General features: G+C 44.5%; 15 protein-coding genes. 10 read left to right on the top strand and 5 right to left on the bottom strand.

Going from position 1 to position 15,905, the window contains the following annotated elements:
• The first annotated feature begins 173 nt into the window (after positions 1 to 173).
• The 4 genes from CEF13_RS13835 (at position 174) to CEF13_RS13850 (ending at position 3,977) form a co-directional block, all read left to right on the top strand.
• Complete coding sequence (locus CEF13_RS13835) at positions 174 to 1,094, top strand: ABC transporter ATP-binding protein (protein WP_102711232.1); 921 nt, start codon at positions 174 to 176, stop codon at positions 1,092 to 1,094.
• Positions 1,094 to 1,843 carry an ABC transporter permease gene (locus CEF13_RS13840; RefSeq protein WP_102711233.1) on the top strand — a complete coding sequence of 250 codons (750 nt, stop codon included), beginning with the start codon at positions 1,094 to 1,096 and terminating at the stop codon, positions 1,841 to 1,843. The genes CEF13_RS13835 and CEF13_RS13840 overlap by 1 nt, the downstream gene beginning before the upstream one ends.
• 271 nt (positions 1,844 to 2,114) lie before the next feature.
• Entirely contained in the window at positions 2,115 to 2,762 is a 648-nt protein-coding gene (locus CEF13_RS13845) for a GntR family transcriptional regulator (protein WP_102711234.1), read from the top strand.
• Positions 2,763 to 2,807: 45 nt separating this feature from the next.
• Positions 2,808 to 3,977: a helix-turn-helix domain-containing protein gene (locus CEF13_RS13850; RefSeq protein WP_102711235.1), complete on the top strand. Its 1,170-nt coding sequence runs from the start codon at positions 2,808 to 2,810 to the stop codon at positions 3,975 to 3,977.
• 80 nt (positions 3,978 to 4,057) lie between these two features.
• Here the strand turns inward: CEF13_RS13850 and CEF13_RS13855 are convergent, their stop codons facing one another.
• Complete coding sequence (locus CEF13_RS13855; RefSeq protein WP_102711236.1) at positions 4,058 to 4,963, bottom strand: RraA family protein; 906 nt, start codon at positions 4,961 to 4,963, stop codon at positions 4,058 to 4,060.
• A 288-nt stretch (positions 4,964 to 5,251) separates the two neighbouring features.
• On the opposite strand from CEF13_RS13855, the gene CEF13_RS13860 reads away from it, so the two are divergent.
• The 4 genes from CEF13_RS13860 to CEF13_RS13875 are packed head-to-tail and all read left to right on the top strand — an operon-like array spanning position 5,252 to position 9,394.
• Positions 5,252 to 6,175 (top strand): carbohydrate ABC transporter permease, encoded by a 924-nt coding sequence (locus CEF13_RS13860; RefSeq protein ID WP_244917155.1) that lies wholly within the window; start codon positions 5,252 to 5,254, stop codon positions 6,173 to 6,175.
• Positions 6,172 to 7,002: a carbohydrate ABC transporter permease gene (locus tag CEF13_RS13865; RefSeq protein ID WP_102711238.1), complete on the top strand. Its 831-nt coding sequence runs from the start codon at positions 6,172 to 6,174 to the stop codon at positions 7,000 to 7,002. The genes CEF13_RS13860 and CEF13_RS13865 overlap by 4 nt, the downstream gene beginning before the upstream one ends.
• Before the next feature lie 38 nt (positions 7,003 to 7,040).
• Complete coding sequence (locus tag CEF13_RS13870; RefSeq protein ID WP_102711239.1) at positions 7,041 to 8,363, top strand: ABC transporter substrate-binding protein; 1,323 nt, start codon at positions 7,041 to 7,043, stop codon at positions 8,361 to 8,363.
• A 23-nt stretch (positions 8,364 to 8,386) separates the two neighbouring features.
• Complete coding sequence (locus CEF13_RS13875; protein WP_102711240.1) at positions 8,387 to 9,394, top strand: mannonate dehydratase; 1,008 nt, start codon at positions 8,387 to 8,389, stop codon at positions 9,392 to 9,394.
• Positions 9,395 to 9,854: 460 nt separating this feature from the next.
• Here the strand turns inward: CEF13_RS13875 and CEF13_RS13880 are convergent, their stop codons facing one another.
• The 3 genes from CEF13_RS13880 to CEF13_RS13890 are packed head-to-tail and all read right to left on the bottom strand — an operon-like array spanning position 9,855 to position 12,875.
• A complete protein-coding gene (locus CEF13_RS13880) occupies positions 9,855 to 11,243 on the bottom strand; it encodes a mandelate racemase/muconate lactonizing enzyme family protein (RefSeq protein ID WP_102711241.1) in 1,389 nt (462 codons plus the stop codon).
• Between the two features lie 46 nt (positions 11,244 to 11,289).
• Complete coding sequence (locus tag CEF13_RS13885; protein WP_102711242.1) at positions 11,290 to 12,075, bottom strand: SDR family NAD(P)-dependent oxidoreductase; 786 nt, start codon at positions 12,073 to 12,075, stop codon at positions 11,290 to 11,292.
• A 20-nt stretch (positions 12,076 to 12,095) separates the two neighbouring features.
• Positions 12,096 to 12,875, bottom strand: a complete 780-nt coding sequence (locus CEF13_RS13890) for an SDR family NAD(P)-dependent oxidoreductase (protein ID WP_102711243.1) — start codon at positions 12,873 to 12,875, stop codon at positions 12,096 to 12,098.
• Between the two features lie 174 nt (positions 12,876 to 13,049).
• Between CEF13_RS13890 and CEF13_RS13895 the strand changes: the two genes are divergently transcribed.
• On the top strand, positions 13,050 to 14,033 hold the full coding sequence (locus tag CEF13_RS13895) for a zinc-binding dehydrogenase (RefSeq protein ID WP_102711244.1): 984 nt from the start codon (positions 13,050 to 13,052) through the stop codon (positions 14,031 to 14,033).
• Here the strand turns inward: CEF13_RS13895 and CEF13_RS13900 are convergent, their stop codons facing one another.
• Positions 14,034 to 14,582, bottom strand: a complete 549-nt coding sequence (locus CEF13_RS13900) for a PCYCGC motif-containing (lipo)protein (RefSeq protein ID WP_208414466.1) — start codon at positions 14,580 to 14,582, stop codon at positions 14,034 to 14,036.
• 169 nt (positions 14,583 to 14,751) lie between these two features.
• On the opposite strand from CEF13_RS13900, the gene CEF13_RS13905 reads away from it, so the two are divergent.
• Positions 14,752 to 15,759 (top strand): SDR family oxidoreductase, encoded by a 1,008-nt coding sequence (locus CEF13_RS13905; protein ID WP_102711245.1) that lies wholly within the window; start codon positions 14,752 to 14,754, stop codon positions 15,757 to 15,759.
• Positions 15,760 to 15,905 lie beyond the last annotated feature (146 nt).

Raw genomic sequence — 15,905 nt, forward strand, 5'->3', positions numbered from 1 at the left:
TCTATAATAATATCGAAATGAAATCAATCCTTCTATTATAAGCTTATGGAGGTAGCATGACCAGTAAATTTGTATGTAAGTTCAAACAATAGATGTTGACAATATATTGGGAAAATATTACTCTGACTTACATAGTTCATAATAAGTGAATAGCAATTGGTGGAGGCGATACATTGGAAACGGTTATCGATCTGGATAAGGTGCGGAAGCAATATGGCACAAATGTTGCAGTAAATGACATTTCGATGAAGGTAGGCAAAGGGGAAATATTTGGCATTGTTGGACCGAACGGAGCGGGAAAAACAACGCTTATCGAAATAATTGAAGGACTGCGATACGCCGACAGCGGAACCGCAACAATTCTGGGTAAAGATATTCGCAAGCATGCTGAAGAAATCAAGCATCGAATCGGCGTATTGCTGCAATCTACTTCCATACCCGGAAAAGCTAAAGTAAAAGAGATTCTAAGCTTGTATGCCTCGTTCTATAACAAAACTAGTACGAATACTGATGTTACACGACGCTTAGGACTAGAGAACAAACAAAATGCTTATTTCAAATCTTTATCTGGCGGCTGGAAGCAGCGAGTTTCCTTGGCTTTAGCTCTCATTAATGATCCGGCTATTGTATTTCTGGATGAACCGAGCATGGGGCTCGATCCCAATGCGCGTAATGAGATGTGGAAGATGATTAAACAAATGCGGGATGAAGGCAGGACGATTGTGGTTACTACCCATTATATGGAGGAAGCAGAGGTGCTGTGTGATCGGGTAGCTATCATTAATAAAGGACAATTGATTGCACTCGATACACCTAAAAATCTCATTACTTTATTAGGCGGTACGAAGCGGATCGGTTTCAAAAATGTGGGGCAGCCAAATAAGGAAGCAATAGCGACGCTGCCTTTTGTTACAAAAGTGGATTGGTCGCCTGCTTATATTGAACTGGATACAAGCAATATAGATCAGACACTAAAATATGTATTCCAGCTTGCAGCCAGTGAAAATTGGGATGTAACGGAATTAAAGCTGCATGAGTCTACCATGAATGAAGTGTTTAGTGAAATGACATCGGAAGGGCAGGGGATTGCATAATGAATGCGTATTTGAAATTAGCAGCCTTTGACTCTCGTCTATATTTCCGAGACTTTTTGACTATATTCTGGGTGCTGGTCTATCCAGTTATTATGCTATTATTGTTCGGATTTATATTTGGAGATACGACGACGACAGAAGTAGGACCACGCTATATAGAATCATACGTACCCGCCTTATGTGCTATGAACGTGATGTCGGTTGCTGTATTTACATTGAATATTAATATGGTGACAGCACGGGAAAACGGGATTTTACGCAGATTTCGTGTAACTCCTGTCCGCAAGTCAACGGTACTTGCATCACAAGCGACACAAGGTTTATTTCTCGTGCTTGCAGGGGCAGTAGAAATCATTGTCATTGCGAAGCTTGTATGGGATATTCCAATGTCTTTCATGGGAATCGTATCCTTGTTTGTTTGTCTGCTTATTGGCGCAGTCGGTTTTTTCAGCCTTGGGCTTGCTTTGTCAGGACTCGCAAAAACACCAGGCGCAGCGAGTGGCTTTGCCATGATTATCTTTTTCCCATCCTTATTTCTTTCCGGCATTTCCATGCCTGTTGAAATGTTCCCTTCTTTTATTCAGAACATAAGCGCATGGATTCCAATGACACATTTCGTTACTATGGTTCAAGGCGTTTGGCAGGGCCATGCCATAACAACATATGGATTCGAGCTAGCTGTTATGGCTGGTTTTGCAGTCATTGGCGTCGTACTCGCTTTGCTGCTTTTTCGCTGGGAAAATAAATAGATCATTTCATAGCCAAACATATCCCATTCACATGGGGTATGTTTGGCTATCAGAATGAATATAAAGTACCGCTTTTTAATTAATAATTCGACATTATTTTCGGTTGTCAAAAACAGGAAATAGCCCTATAATGAACGTAATAGCAGATTATCGATAATCTGCTGCGCTAGAGGAGATCTAGAAAAATAGTTTTTTAAGCGTTTTTTGATAACGCTTTCTTTTTTATTATACATTATCGATAATCGATAATGTGAGAGGGGGATGTGCATTTATGTACGGGAATATCTCAATTTCGCCTATTAACTCCATTAGTGAGCAAGTATTTACATCTTTGAAGAAGGAAATTTTATCCGGTGAGCTTCCACCCGGCACTCGGCTGCTTGTTATGGACATTGCGAAGAAGTTTGAGATCAGTCAGGCACCTGTGAGGGAAGCGCTTGAGAGATTGAAGCAATCTGGTTTTATTACCGGTATTCCTAACAAAGGCTCCGTAGTTTCCAACATAACGTCCAGAGAAATTAAAGATATTTTTGAGCTAAGAGAAATTATCGAGGGCTTTGCGGTAAGGCAGTCGATGAAGAAGCTGGTCGAGCAAGATTTCACCTATCTGGTAGCCATTATTGAACAAATGGATCAGGCTAATGAGCAAAATGATATTTTAGCTATTTTGGAGCTGGACATGGAGTTTCATGGTTTCTTTTATAAGCGCTGCGATAATCACATGATACTGGAGCTATGGAATCAGATGAAGATGAAGGTTATGCGATTCATGGCTATTTCCAATCGACACTTTTCTACCGACGCTCTAGCAGACTGGCATTTGCGTTTAATAGACGTACTGCGATCAGGGAATACAGAGCTTGCTGAGCAGGCCTTTATTGAGCATATGCACTCTTACAAAGTGATTCATTTGGACTAATGTTGCGCATCTTGCAAGTCAACCTTATAAAAGGGGGAATGAAGCATGCTAAACGAGGGACTATTATTTAAAGAAGATGTCATTCTTACTTGGATGAGAGATCGTTTTCTTAGAAACCTTGTATCGGACATAAGCAGTGAGAGAGCAGATCTGAAGGAGAGCTTGTCGCGTCTCCAATTGAACCCGTATTACACGTTTCCAGCTATCGCTTTGCTTGAGCCGACGGCTCAATTTCATGAAGAGCATGAGAGGGTTATCTACTTAGAGGATATGCGGGATTACATACAGGATCAATTAACAGACGGCATTATCGTATTCGTGGATGAAGAGGGCAGGATCGGCGTTTTGTTCTCGTGGGTATCGAAGGAATTGCTGGAGAAAATACAATTCATGCTGAAAGAACGTTTCCAGCAGCCAGTCAATATCGGAGTGGGCAAGCCTTGCAGCCATCTATCAGATGTTGTTCATTCGTATCGCCAAGCTACAAGAGCTTTGCAATTTAAGTTTTATCGCGGAACAGGACAAATTATTTTCTTCAGCGAGCTTGGACGTTATGAAGCGCTGCAGCAATACCCTTCAGATAAAGAGAAGGAGCAATTCGCTTTGTTCAAAGCAGCAGAGAGCTCTGATGAGATCGAGCAATCCGTACAGCTGTTTTACGAATCACTGCTCGAGAACGGTCCCATTGACATTAAAAGTGTATATGATATAACCGTGCGGCTGCTCGTTGGAATGGAGAAGCGGGTACATGCAGAAGCAGATCATGTCGGACCCTATCAGCGATTTGATGTCATAACAATTGTACAGCTAGAAACGCTGCAGGATATTAAGCAGTACGTTACCCAATTTCTCATTGGACTTAAGGAAGTGCTGTCCCATAACCAGAAGGAGAGCCACCGGAGCATTATTAAAAAAACCATTCATCATATGGAGCAGGAATGTCAGTTTGCATCTTTGCAAAGCGTTGCTCAGAAGGTGTATATGACGCCCACTTATTTAAGCCTGCTGTTCAAGCTGAACACTGGCAAAACATTCATAGAGCATTTAACAGATATTCGGATCGATAAGGCGAAGGACATGCTCAGAAGCACGCATTTCAAAAATTATGAGGTAGCCGAGAAGGTCGGGTATCAGGACCCTCGTTATTTCAGCCAAATATTCAAGAAGAAGGTTGGTCTATCACCAAGTGAATATCGAGAATCTATTGTGAAATGAGGGAGATTACAACAAACAAAATGAAGGACTCTATGGGCATGATTGCTGCCGCCATTAGAGTCCTTTTTTCGTTATATTTATTAGAGACGTACGTCACTTTGCGATCCATTACGTTGTGTATTGCGTGCTCCTTCAAGCTCAGAATCCCAAGATAAATGACGGTATTCAGACGCAGCATCATCATTCTCGAACCAGCCGATGAAATCCTCCCAAAGAGCTAAATCCCAACCAGCATCGATTTGAGCAGTCGTGTAGACGCTGTCACGCAGCCGAACAAATCCGAACACATCTCGAACTTGGGATTTCTCTGCTTGCACGACAGTCAACTCTGCCAGATGAGGTGGGATGAAGATAACACCTGCCGGCGTTCCAAGCACCACATCACCTGGTAAACAGATGGCTTTGCCAATCCTTGTTGGCACATTCATTCCGACCATGGTCACATCTGCAATAGCGGTCGGATCGCTGCCTCGGTAGAACACATTAATATTGTCGATTTCTACAACCTGCTGATTGTCGCGAATGCCGCCCCATATAACAGCTCCGCCTTGCTTCGTACGGGTAGAAATCGCTGTCGATAGATTACCGCCAACATAAGTGCCCATATGGACCTTATCGAACATGTCAACGACTACGACGTCATCCTCAACCAAAGTATCGATTACCCATTGATTGAAAAAGCCTTTACGCTCTTCCTGCTCATGTCCGTAATTTAATAATGTTTCATGTAAATCAGGCCGCTTCGGAACCATCACAGCCGTAACTGCGCGTCCCACCATTGTTTTATTGGGATGGATGATTTTGAAATCACCTTCGAATTGAAAGGCGTAGCCTCTATTCCAAAGAGGGCCCCATGCTTCCTCTAATGTTATTTTCCGCATGCGCCGCAATACATCCTCTGATACTTTGGGCCGGCCGTTAGGGAAACGTTCACCTTCCCACAGCGGTGTAAGCTGTATAATATCCTCTGGATTATCAAATTTCATCTCAAGCACCTCTTTCGCATCAATGTGGTATTCCCATTTCTTGTTTGTTTCTTAACTCTATTGTTAGGGACATCACCGTTTTTGTCGATGCGACTTTCTTAAGGCTTTTTGAACCAAATCTATGAATTATTCACCCTATATAAAATCAAACCATTTCATAATTTATTCTCCTTTATCGTTGAAACCGCTTTCGTATAAAGTAAGAGAACATCATTAATGAATCAAATAGGAAATTGAGGGGGGAGGAAAGCTGTGGCAGCTACTGCAAATACGGCATCTGGAAATGAAATTGAAAAGAAGAAGTCGGGGGGAAATCGGAAGAAGAAAGGTGCTCATCACATAGCAGGTTATGTATTTATATCGCCTTGGCTGATCGGCTTCTTACTGCTTACCTTATGGCCAATCGCGCAATCATTTTATTTATCCTTTACGGAATATTCCTTGCTGGAGGATCCCGTCTGGACAGGAACAGACAACTATACCAAAATTTTCACTAACGATACGACGTTTACGAAATCGCTCTCTGTCACGTTTATGTTTGTACTATTCTCTGTTCCGCTAAAGCTGTTTTTCTCGCTTATGGTAGCATTGGCGCTCAACAAAAATGTTCGGGGAATGAACCTTTATCGGACAGCAATCTATTTCCCATCTTTAATCGGGGGAAGCATTGCGGTTGCTGCTCTTTGGCGTAATATGTTCGGGATTGACGGCTATATTAATCAGGTTCTCGCTTGGTTTGGAATCGAAGGGATTGGATGGATATCGAATCCGGATACCTCATTAGGCACATTAATACTGCTTAACACATGGCAATTCGGCTCCACTATGGTTATATTCCTTGCTGGTTTAAAGCAAGTTCCTCAAGAGCTGTATGAGTCTGCTTCTGTGGATGGAGCAGGCAAAGTCAGAAAGTTTATAAGCATTACGCTTCCTATGCTGTCGCCTGTCATGTTTTTCAATCTCGTGCTTGGCATTATCGGATCGTTTCAGACCTTCACATCAGCGTTCATCATCACCAAGGGCGGACCGATCAATTCCACGTATATGTATGCGATGTTCTTGTATGAGAAAGCATTCAAGCATTATCAGATGGGCTACGCATCTGCACTCGCCTGGATATTGCTAACCATCGTTGCATTGCTTACCATCATTAATTTTGCAGCCTCGCGCTATTGGGTGTTTTATGAATCGGATGGGGGGAAACCGAAATGAACTCGCTGCGGTCCAAATTAACGAGTCATTTATTTCTGACGGTATTCTCTTTCATTATGTTATATCCGGTTATTTGGTGGGCGGGCGCATCCTTGAAAAAAACAGAGGAGCTGAGTATGCCGACCATATGGCCTCATACACCAATGTGGGAAAACTATTGGAATGGCTGGCATTTCTCCTCCGAATATACATTCGCTCATTTCTTCGGCAATACGCTTCTTATGGAGCTTGGCAATGTGCTTGGCGGAGTTGCTACGGCGGCAATTGTAGCTTACGGCTTCGGCAGATTGCATTTCAAGCTGCGCGGCTTTTGGTTTTCTATTCTATTGTTGACGATGATGCTTCCAGGACAAGTAACGGTTGTCCCGCAATACATTTTGTTTAACAAATTAGGGTTTGTAGATAGCTATGTTCCATTAGTGCTGCCGCATTTCTTCGGTGGAGGAGCTTTTTTCATCTTCTTGCTCGTTCAGTTTATACGCGGGATCCCGCGTGATTTGGATGAAGCTGCTACGATTGACGGTGCGAGCGTATACGGTATATTTGGGCGTGTTATTCTGCCGCTGCTTAAGCCTGCACTTGTAACGGTAGCGATCTTTACGTTCATATGGAGCTGGGATGATTTCTTCGCACAGGTGCTTTATTTAAGCTCTGTTGATAAATTCACAGTCGGTCTAGCGCTGCGCATGTTCATTGATCAATTTGATATTCAGTGGGGGCAATTGCTAGCGATGTCCTTGCTGTCCATCTTTCCTTCGGTTCTTATTTTCTTCATCGCTCAAAAGCACTTTGTCGAAGGAATAGCAACTACAGGCTTAAAGGGGTAATGGCATTACATTAAAAAAGGATAAGGGGATGTTTATTCATGAACAAACGTTGGTCAAGGAGCTTGGGATTGTTAATGCTGGCTATCATGCTTGTATTGTCAGCATGCAGCGGGGGAGGTAACGGCGGCAATAAAGAAAAAAATACGGACAATAAAGGCAATAAGGATTCCGGAGGAGCGAAAACACTGAGTATTATGTGGTGGGGCCCGGACGCCCGCCATGAAGCGACGAAGAAAGCACTCGACATCTACACCCAGCAAAATAGCAATATTACGTTTAAGCCTGAATTTATGGCATGGGATGCCTTCTGGCAGAAGCTCCCAACATTAGCTGCCTCGAAATCCATAACGGATGTGCTGCAAATGGATGCCGCTTATATTCATGAATATGTATCTAGAGGACAGTTGGAGGATTTATCAGATCTTGATCTAAATGGCATTGTAGATCCAAATGTCATTGATAATTTGCAAATTGACGGAAAACTGTACGGAATCCCGCTTAGTCAGAACGCGCAAGGCATTGCATTTAATAAAACAGAGCTTGATCAATATGGCATTCCACACCCTCATAAGGACTGGACCTATGATGAATTTTTCCAATGGGCAAGAGACGCCAGAGCTAAGCTTCCGGATGGCAAATATCCAATTGGAGATACGACGACTTGGGACAGCTTCAACTACTATCAAACTTCAATGGGCAAATCGCCTATAATGTCTGACGGAGGAAAAACCTTTACACTGGATAAAGATTTGTTCATGACCTTCTACCAAACCTATGAACAATTCCGCAAGGACAAAATCGTTCCTCCAGCGGAGAAAGCGGCTGCCTTTCTTGAGAACGACCCTCAGGCCGATCCGATGGCTTCAGGCGTTGTAATGACGAGGGGAGCAACAACCGGCTCCGTAAGCGCGCTGGAGCAGCTGATGCCTGGTAAAGTCGGTGTCGTTAATATGCCTGTAGGACCAGCAGGCGGCGGCTGGGCACAATCAACGATTTTCCTTAGCGTAAGTGCAAATTCCAAAAATAAAGACGAAGCAAAAAGATTCGTGAAGTGGTTTATTACGGATAAGGAAGCAGGCAAGGCGTTAGGACTTACTCGAGGAATTCCAATTAATCCGGACATATACAAGGAGCTTGAACCAAATCTTGAAGCGAAGGATAAGCTTGGCAAAGAACTGTATGATCTATCGGTTGATAAAGCGCTGCCGTTCTATTCTCCTGCAGCAGGTTTCTCAGAGTGGGTGGACATGTATAAGAAGGAGATGGAGGCAGTTACGTTCGGACAGCAATCGATTGAGGCTGCGTATAACAAAATAGATAAAATGGGCAAAGAATTGGCTGCGAAAGCTGGAAGCAAATAAGGAGATAGAGAGGTGGTTTACTTATGCAATTAGCAGAAGCGTTCTCGGCTTATCCCGATCGGCTATGGCATTTAGCGAAGCAGCTCGGTGTGAATCATGCGGTTGCTTGGCTCCCTTGGCAGGAGAAGACAGAGAAGGCTTGGGATTTAATGCCGCTTATTCGAATGAAGCAGAGATTTGCAGATTATGGCTTTGATTTGCAAGTTATTGAATCCATGCCGCCAAGCAATGAAATTAAGCTGGGTACAGCAGGCCGCGATCAAGAGATTGAACAGTTTCAATTATTTATTCAAAACATGGGAGCAGCTGGCATTCCCGTTCTTTGCTACAACTTCATGGCGCAGTTCAACTGGTTCCGCACCTCGACGACAACAAGGACACGCGGCGGGGCGTTAGTATCCAGTTACGATCATAGCTTGATGAAGGATACGCCGTTAACGGAAGCCGGCATCGTTACTGAGGAACAGCTGTGGGAAAATCTTCAGTACTTTTTGGAGCGGATTGTGCCAGTTGCAGAAGCAGCTCAAGTACGACTAGCGCTTCATCCGGATGATCCGCCGATATCGCCAATAAGAGGTGTTTCCCGCATATTGCGGAATGCAGCAGCGCTGCAGCGTGCGATTGATTTAGTACCCAGCGCTTATAGCGGTATTACGCTCTGCCAAGGCACGCTTGCTACTGCCGGAGATGATATTCCATCTGTGATCCGCCAATTCGCGAAACAAGACAAAATGTTTTTTGTACATTTCCGAGATGTCGTGGGAACGCCTGAAAATTTCAAAGAAACATTTCATGACGATGGAAAAACAAATATGTTTCAAGCTATGCAAACCTACTATGAGGTGGGCTACAACGGACCAGCCAGACCCGATCATGTGCCTACGATGGAAGGCGAGGACAACAGCAATCCAGGTTATGAGCTGCTGGGCCGTTTATTCGGAATCGGCTATATACGAGGCCTAATGGAAGCAGCGGCAGCCGGTGAGATGGAGAAGAAGCCTTCTCCAGAAATCAATTTGATTGGCTCGTAAAATTTTAAAAAGAAGAGGGTGTCCCAAAAGCCTATGGCTTTTTGGGACACCCTCTCTATTTATTTGGTCTGCAAAAGGTAACGGACACAGGAGCCTTTATTTGCTGAAAAAACGACTTTTCGAACTGCTAACGGACCTCAGAGCCCTTATTGGCTCGAAAAGCCCCACATATGACCCGACTCAATGAAAATAACGGCTCTCATGTCCGTAAGCTTTGCTTTTACAGCTAATTCACTCAAATAACGTATCTCATGTCCGTAACTACTCGATCAATGATTCTATATGAGACTATAACCATCTCATAAATCGTCAATGAAAATAGGATGGTGTTGAATTTTCCGCTTACCTCCTGTAAGTAGAGTAATTAAGATAAAGAAAAATATACTCGAAGACAAGCGTAAGAAGAAGAGGGTGTCCCAAAGGCCATAGGCTTTAGAGGCACCCTCTTCTTATAATAGCTTTAGCTCCATAGTCTATCGTTGGAGTGGTAATGGTTCCAGTTGTCTGTCGGTTCCCAAAGTCCTGGAATGAAAGGATGCAGATGCTGAGCGAGCACTTCATCATTAAGGTCATCAATACCAAGCCCAGGCGCATCTGTCATCTGAATGAAGCCGTTCTGCACGAGCTTCTTCGGAAGCTTGCTGCTAATGATGATATCATCCCACCAAGGAACCTCACAGGAGTGATATTCCAGTGCCATAAAATTCTCGGTAGCAGCAGCGACATGCGCGGCAGCAAGGCAAGCAATTGGACTTTCCGCCATATGAATGGCCATTGCCACGCCGTATTCCTGAGCCATATCACCGATTTTTTTCGTTTCCAATATGCCGCCTGTCGTCAGTACATCGGGATGAATGACGGAGACGCCGCCTGCTTGAAGCAGCGGTCGGAAGTTTTCTTTTAAATAAATATCCTCACCCGTACAGATCGGTGTAGCAACCGCCCTCGCCAGCTTGGCATATTGCTCTGTATACTGCCAAGGAAGCATATCCTCCATCCAAGCGAGGTTAAACTTATCGACGCGCCGGCCAAGCTTAATACAATCCTCCAGACCAATATGACCAAAGTGATCAACAGCTAATGGAACCTCATAGCCGATTACGGCTCTAACATCAGCTACATACTGCTCCAGCATATCGAGGCCTTTCTCCGTTACATGGATCGCAGTGAAAGGGTGGGGGATATTGTGAATATCATAATGCTTGTTTCGAATATCACGACGTTCCTCATCCGTCAGGCTGTCATTATTCGGGTTATAACGGTTTTTGGACACATCCCGCATTTCCTCGAGAAATCCTAGCGGTGCGCTGAGCGTGCCTGGTTCATTAATGATTTGACCGATACCAAGATCCATCTTCAAGAACGAGAAGCCTTCTTCCATACGCTTCTTGAGTGCAAGCCCCATTGCTGTTCCCGTATCCTTGCCAACCACTTCGGTATCACAATACATACGAATTTTATCGCGGAATTTACCACCTAGCATTTGATAGATCGGTATGCCGTATGCTTTCCCAGCCAAGTCCCATAGGGCGATTTCCAGTCCGCTTACTCCGCCGCCTTGACGGGCATGACCACCAAATTGTTTAATTCGACGAAACAGCTTATCAATATTGCATGGATTTTCTCCTAGAAGACGGCCTTTCAGCATTTGAGCATATAGCTTATCCGCTCCATCACGAACCTCGCCAAATCCGACCAAGCCTTGATTTGTGAATACCTTGATTAGACTGCTATGGAAAGGGCCACCCATAATGTCAGTAAAACGAATGTCGGTAATGCGCAGCTCTGATGGTTTAGAGAAGGTGCTGACATGAGCCAGTGTTTCTTCGTAAGATTGGTTATTGGTCATAGCATATCACTCCTTGATCATAGTGGTCTTAGTAGGATGTTTTCTATTAAAGAAGCATGCTCGCACCATCAAGTCGAATAGAAGTGCCAGTCATGAATTCATTCTCATCGGAAGCGATAAAGCAGACAAGCTGAGCGACATCAAACGGAGTTCCAACACGCCCGAGCGGGAATTTTTCGTGAATGGAGCTTTTTGATTTTTTGCTTTTTTCCAAATCTTCGGGTGACATAATGGGCTTGGATTCCCTAGCGCTTTGTTTCCCAACATCGATATGTCCGGGCTCGATTGTATTGACCGTAATACCGAATGGAGCAAGCTCGATAGCAGCTTCTCTTCCAAGCATTCTTATACCGCCTTTCGTCATCGCGTACACAACGTCGAAATCAGTTGGTCGCTTGCTGTGGACGGATGACATATTAATGATTCGGCCAGATTGCTTTTGTTTCATATAAGGCAGGGCGGCCTGCATGCATTGCCAGTAGCCCTTAAGATTAATGCTCATCATGCGATCGAAAGAATGCTCATCATGCTCGAAGAAGCCATAATTCAATTGCAATGCCGCATTGTTAACAAGGATATCAATGCCGCCAAAGAACTCGTTTACTTCACTTACCATGCGCTCAATCTCCGGCTTATTCGACACATTGGCTTGAACGATCATCGCTTCTCCGCCGAATTCATCGATTTGCTGCTTCGTATGAAGCGCACCGGCATCGCTCTGATTGTAATGAATGGCGACCTTAACGCCGCGTCTGGCAAGCTCAATGGCGACTCCTTTGCCAATCCCGGTTCCCGCACCCGTAACGAGTGCTATTTTGCCTTTTATACTCATCGTACACCTCCATAACGGCGTTAAGGTCGTTTCATTTTGAAATTCATATAATGCAGCAGGAAGCCGCCGTCGAGCCGAATGTCCGCGCCATTTATGTAACGTGCATCATCAGAGGAAAGGAAGAGGATGAGTTCGGCTAAATCCTCGTGGGTACCGAGTATCGCATTTGGAACTTTATATTCATAATCGTTATAAAGGGTAGATAGACTGCTCTGAAATAACTCATTATCTCCTTCAACAGGGCCGAACTCTATTGTATTTACGCTGATACCGAAGCGTCCGAGTACGAGTGCAGCTTCCTTTGACAGCATTTTGACTGCACCCTTGGACGCGCTGAAGGCAAAAGCAGAACCGGTCGGCTTCTCCGCATGTATAGAAGAGACATAAATGATTTTGCCAGTCTGCTTCTGCATCATTTGCTTGCCAACCGCTTGCGTGCAAATGAAGGCGGATTTGGCATTGTCAGACAAGCTGCTCATAAAATCATCTTCCTCGCAGGCTTCAATAGATGCGCGATGAATAAATTTGCTATTGTGGATGAAGACGTCAACGGCTCCTATCTTTTGTTCTGCAAGTTGAAGCATTTCGGCTACAACAGCGCTCTTACAAAGATCAATTTGAACGACGATGGCTTGCAAACCCGCTTCACTCATTCGTGATAATTCATTTGAGAGGCTCCGGCCTCCCGAGGGGCTGTTTAAGATCATGTGCGCGCCAGCTTCTATCATTTTTCTAACGATAGCACGGCCGGTTTCATTATCGGCATCTGTTAGGAAAACAACCTTATTTTGCAGGATCATATATCACCTCCACATTCGCAGCAATTGAATTATCGCAGCTGTTTTATAGCTTAATCTTAGTAAGATTGACCCTGATGTGGCGATGCCGTAAAGTTATGATTTTGTTTGTTTTTTTGCAAACCGTATATAGACTATAATAGAAACGAGATTAGGATATAAAAGGGAGGATATACAATGAAAGCAATTGTCACTCACAATCCGGGCAAGCCGGATTCATTAGTAATGGCTGATATAGCGAAGCCGGAGCCTGGTCCTGGCGAAATTTCGGTTCGGGTACAAGCAGCTGGATTAAATCCTGTAGATTATAAGCTCATGTTAAACGGCAATCCAGCATGGCATTATCCGCATATTCCGGGAATTGATGCGGCTGGCTATGTAGATGCAGTTGGAGCGGGCGTAGAGCAATGGAAAGCTGGCGATCGCGTCGTTTTTCATGGGGATTTAGCTAAGCAGGGTGTTTTCGCACAATATGCGGTGACGACGGCACATACGGCGGCAGAAATACCTGTCAGCCTCTCTTTTACGGATGCGGCAGCTTTCCCATGTGCAGGCTTAACTGCTTATCAAGCTTTGATTAGGAAGATGAATTTGAAAGCGGGGCAAACCATATTTATACATGGCGGGGCCGGCGGAGTGGGAGGCTATGCCATTCAAATTGCAAAAAATAAGGGTGCAGCCCTTATCTTGACCAGTGCATCCGCCCAAAATAGCGATTATTTGAAATCGCTTGGAGCAGATGAGGTCATCGATTACAACTCAGAAGATGTTCATGAGCGGATAATGGATCTCACGGAAGGGAGAGGTGTCGATCTCATCCTGAATACCATTAATAGAAAAACAGCTCAAGCTGATTTATCAGCGCTCTCCTTCGGCGGACAGCTGGCATGCATTGCCGGTGCACCTGAAGTTGTCGCTGACTTTCAGCCTTCATTCAAAACGTTTTCTGTTCACAAGCTTATGCTCGGAGGAGCACATGGCTCTGGCAATCGCGAGGCCGAGCTGGACCTAGCGATTATGGCAAAAGAGTTTATGCAGCTCATGGTTGAAGGCCATATTGTATCGCTGGTAAGCGAAACAATAACGCTTGATCAAGTGCCTGCTGCATTAACCCGTTTGTCCGAGAGACATGTGCGCGGCAAGATTGTCGTAGAACTCTAATCAGGATACAGGCGGGAGCTGAGTAAGCGTTGGCTTTGCATAGCCTTCCTGATATGTTTCATCTATCATTTGACGGATTCTTTCGAGTTCAATGCCACTTGACTTCATTGCTGCAGAAGTGACAGCTATTTCGATACATACATTGCAGCGAGTGCCGTGGTCATCCCATACGACTGAACCATCCGACTTGATTTCAGCTATAAAGCAGTTCAAATTACTTTTGTGATTGGCACTTTCTCCGCAGCCGCAGTAGCAGGGGATATAAGGCAGCACATCCGTAATGGTGGCAGCTGTTTGATAGGCGGTTCGTATCGTTTTGGAGCTTCCATCTAGAAAGGTCGGAAGAATCTCTAGAGAGGCTGTTGTCTCCTGAAGATCACCGGAGCTAACATGTGTATGTGCTTGATGGCTTTCATCGGATTCCGTTATTCCGCTCGTCTCGTTCGAATGCCCGGCATGACTGCTTGGAGACTGCCCGCTTCCGCATGCGCTTAGCAGCAAAGCTGAAAGAACGATCGAGTAGGCCGTAGTAATAGCTAACTTTTTCAATTGCTGATGCTCCTTTCTTGCTTGTTAAAACGATTATATCATTATATTTCAAGGAAAAGATTATCGCATATGGTGCTATTGCCCAGACCGCTTTATAATTGGAGCAGAGGTGTCTTCTAGCAACCTTTTATTGCAGCGCATTCTACCAAACGTGAGGAGAGATTTGGTCATGAAGGTATTGTTTATCGGCGGAACTGGTTTAATTAGCCAAGCGGTCTCTAGACTTGCAGTTGAAAGAGGGATTGAGCTTTATTTATTCAATCGCGGTAAAAGAGATGAATTTGTACCTAAAGGAGCCCGCGTTATTAATGGTGACATACGAGATATGAATTCTGCTTCCGCCGCATTGGAAGGAATGAACTTCGATGTCGTCGTCGATTGGATTGCATTTACGCCGGAGCATATTCAAACGGATATTGAGCTCTTCCGCGGACGTACCAAGCAGTTTATATTTATTAGCTCGGCCTCTGCCTATCAGAAACCGCCGAAACATTATATCATTACTGAGGAAGCAACTCCGCTAGAAAACCGTTACTGGTCTTATTCACGTGATAAAATCGCTTGTGAACAGCTGCTAAGAGAAGAGCAAGAAGCTTCGGGCTTCCCTATTACAATCGTGCGGCCATCCTACACGTATGGTGATACTATGATTCCGGCTGCTTTGAACAGCTGGCAGCATCCTTGGTCGCTAGTGTCCCGCATACGCAAAGGTCTGCCAGTCATTGTACACGGCGATGGCTCATCCTTATGGACGATGACGCATAACACTGATTTCGCAAAAGCCTTTGTGGGTCTGCTGGGCCGCGATGAAGCAATAGGGGAAGCTTATCATATTACTTCCGATGAGGTGCTGACCTGGAATCAAATCTATGAAGCCATTGGAGATGCCGCCGGTGCGGTGCCTAATCTGGTTCATATTTCGAGTGAATTTCTAATTTCCCATGATCCGCAGCTAGAAGGGGGATTGCTCGGCGACAAATCGGTAACCAGCGTATTTGATAATTCAAAAATTAAACAATTAGTACCCGAATTCAAAGCAACCATATCCTTCGCAGAAGGAATCAAGCAAACGGTCGCTTGGTTCGAGGCTCATCCTGACATTTGTACCGAAGATAACGTCTGGAATGAACAAATGGACGAGATTATTGCGGCTCATTCGGCAGGCTTCAAAAAATAATTTTTAGCAAAAAAGCTCTTATTCCATCAGGAATAAGAGCTTTTTTGTGCATGCTTGATTTTACAAAAAGGATAAAAACTCGTCTTATGTCTGATGTATCAACATATAATTTCCACAGACTGTTTGATTGTCCTCGTTCAGCTTTG

This window comes from Paenibacillus castaneae (assembly GCF_002884445.1).
Classification (GTDB): domain Bacteria; phylum Bacillota; class Bacilli; order Paenibacillales; family Paenibacillaceae; genus Pristimantibacillus; species Pristimantibacillus castaneae.

What these genes read in the sequence shown, in the direction of transcription:
- CEF13_RS13840 (WP_102711233.1), top strand. Translation starts at nt 1,094, where the DNA reads ATGAATGCGTATTTGAAATTAGCAGCCTTTGACTCTCGTCTATATTTC.
- CEF13_RS13845 (WP_102711234.1), top strand. Translation starts at nt 2,115, where the DNA reads ATGTACGGGAATATCTCAATTTCGCCTATTAACTCCATTAGTGAGCAA.
- CEF13_RS13850 (WP_102711235.1), top strand. Translation starts at nt 2,808, where the DNA reads ATGCTAAACGAGGGACTATTATTTAAAGAAGATGTCATTCTTACTTGG.
- CEF13_RS13855 (WP_102711236.1), bottom strand. Translation starts at nt 4,963, where the DNA reads ATGAAATTTGATAATCCAGAGGATATTATACAGCTTACACCGCTGTGG.
- CEF13_RS13865 (WP_102711238.1), top strand. Translation starts at nt 6,172, where the DNA reads ATGAACTCGCTGCGGTCCAAATTAACGAGTCATTTATTTCTGACGGTA.
- CEF13_RS13870 (WP_102711239.1), top strand. Translation starts at nt 7,041, where the DNA reads ATGAACAAACGTTGGTCAAGGAGCTTGGGATTGTTAATGCTGGCTATC.
- CEF13_RS13875 (WP_102711240.1), top strand. Translation starts at nt 8,387, where the DNA reads ATGCAATTAGCAGAAGCGTTCTCGGCTTATCCCGATCGGCTATGGCAT.
- CEF13_RS13880 (WP_102711241.1), bottom strand. Translation starts at nt 11,243, where the DNA reads ATGACCAATAACCAATCTTACGAAGAAACACTGGCTCATGTCAGCACC.
- CEF13_RS13885 (WP_102711242.1), bottom strand. Translation starts at nt 12,075, where the DNA reads ATGAGTATAAAAGGCAAAATAGCACTCGTTACGGGTGCGGGAACCGGG.
- CEF13_RS13890 (WP_102711243.1), bottom strand. Translation starts at nt 12,875, where the DNA reads ATGATCCTGCAAAATAAGGTTGTTTTCCTAACAGATGCCGATAATGAA.
- CEF13_RS13895 (WP_102711244.1), top strand. Translation starts at nt 13,050, where the DNA reads ATGAAAGCAATTGTCACTCACAATCCGGGCAAGCCGGATTCATTAGTA.
- CEF13_RS13905 (WP_102711245.1), top strand. Translation starts at nt 14,752, where the DNA reads ATGAAGGTATTGTTTATCGGCGGAACTGGTTTAATTAGCCAAGCGGTC.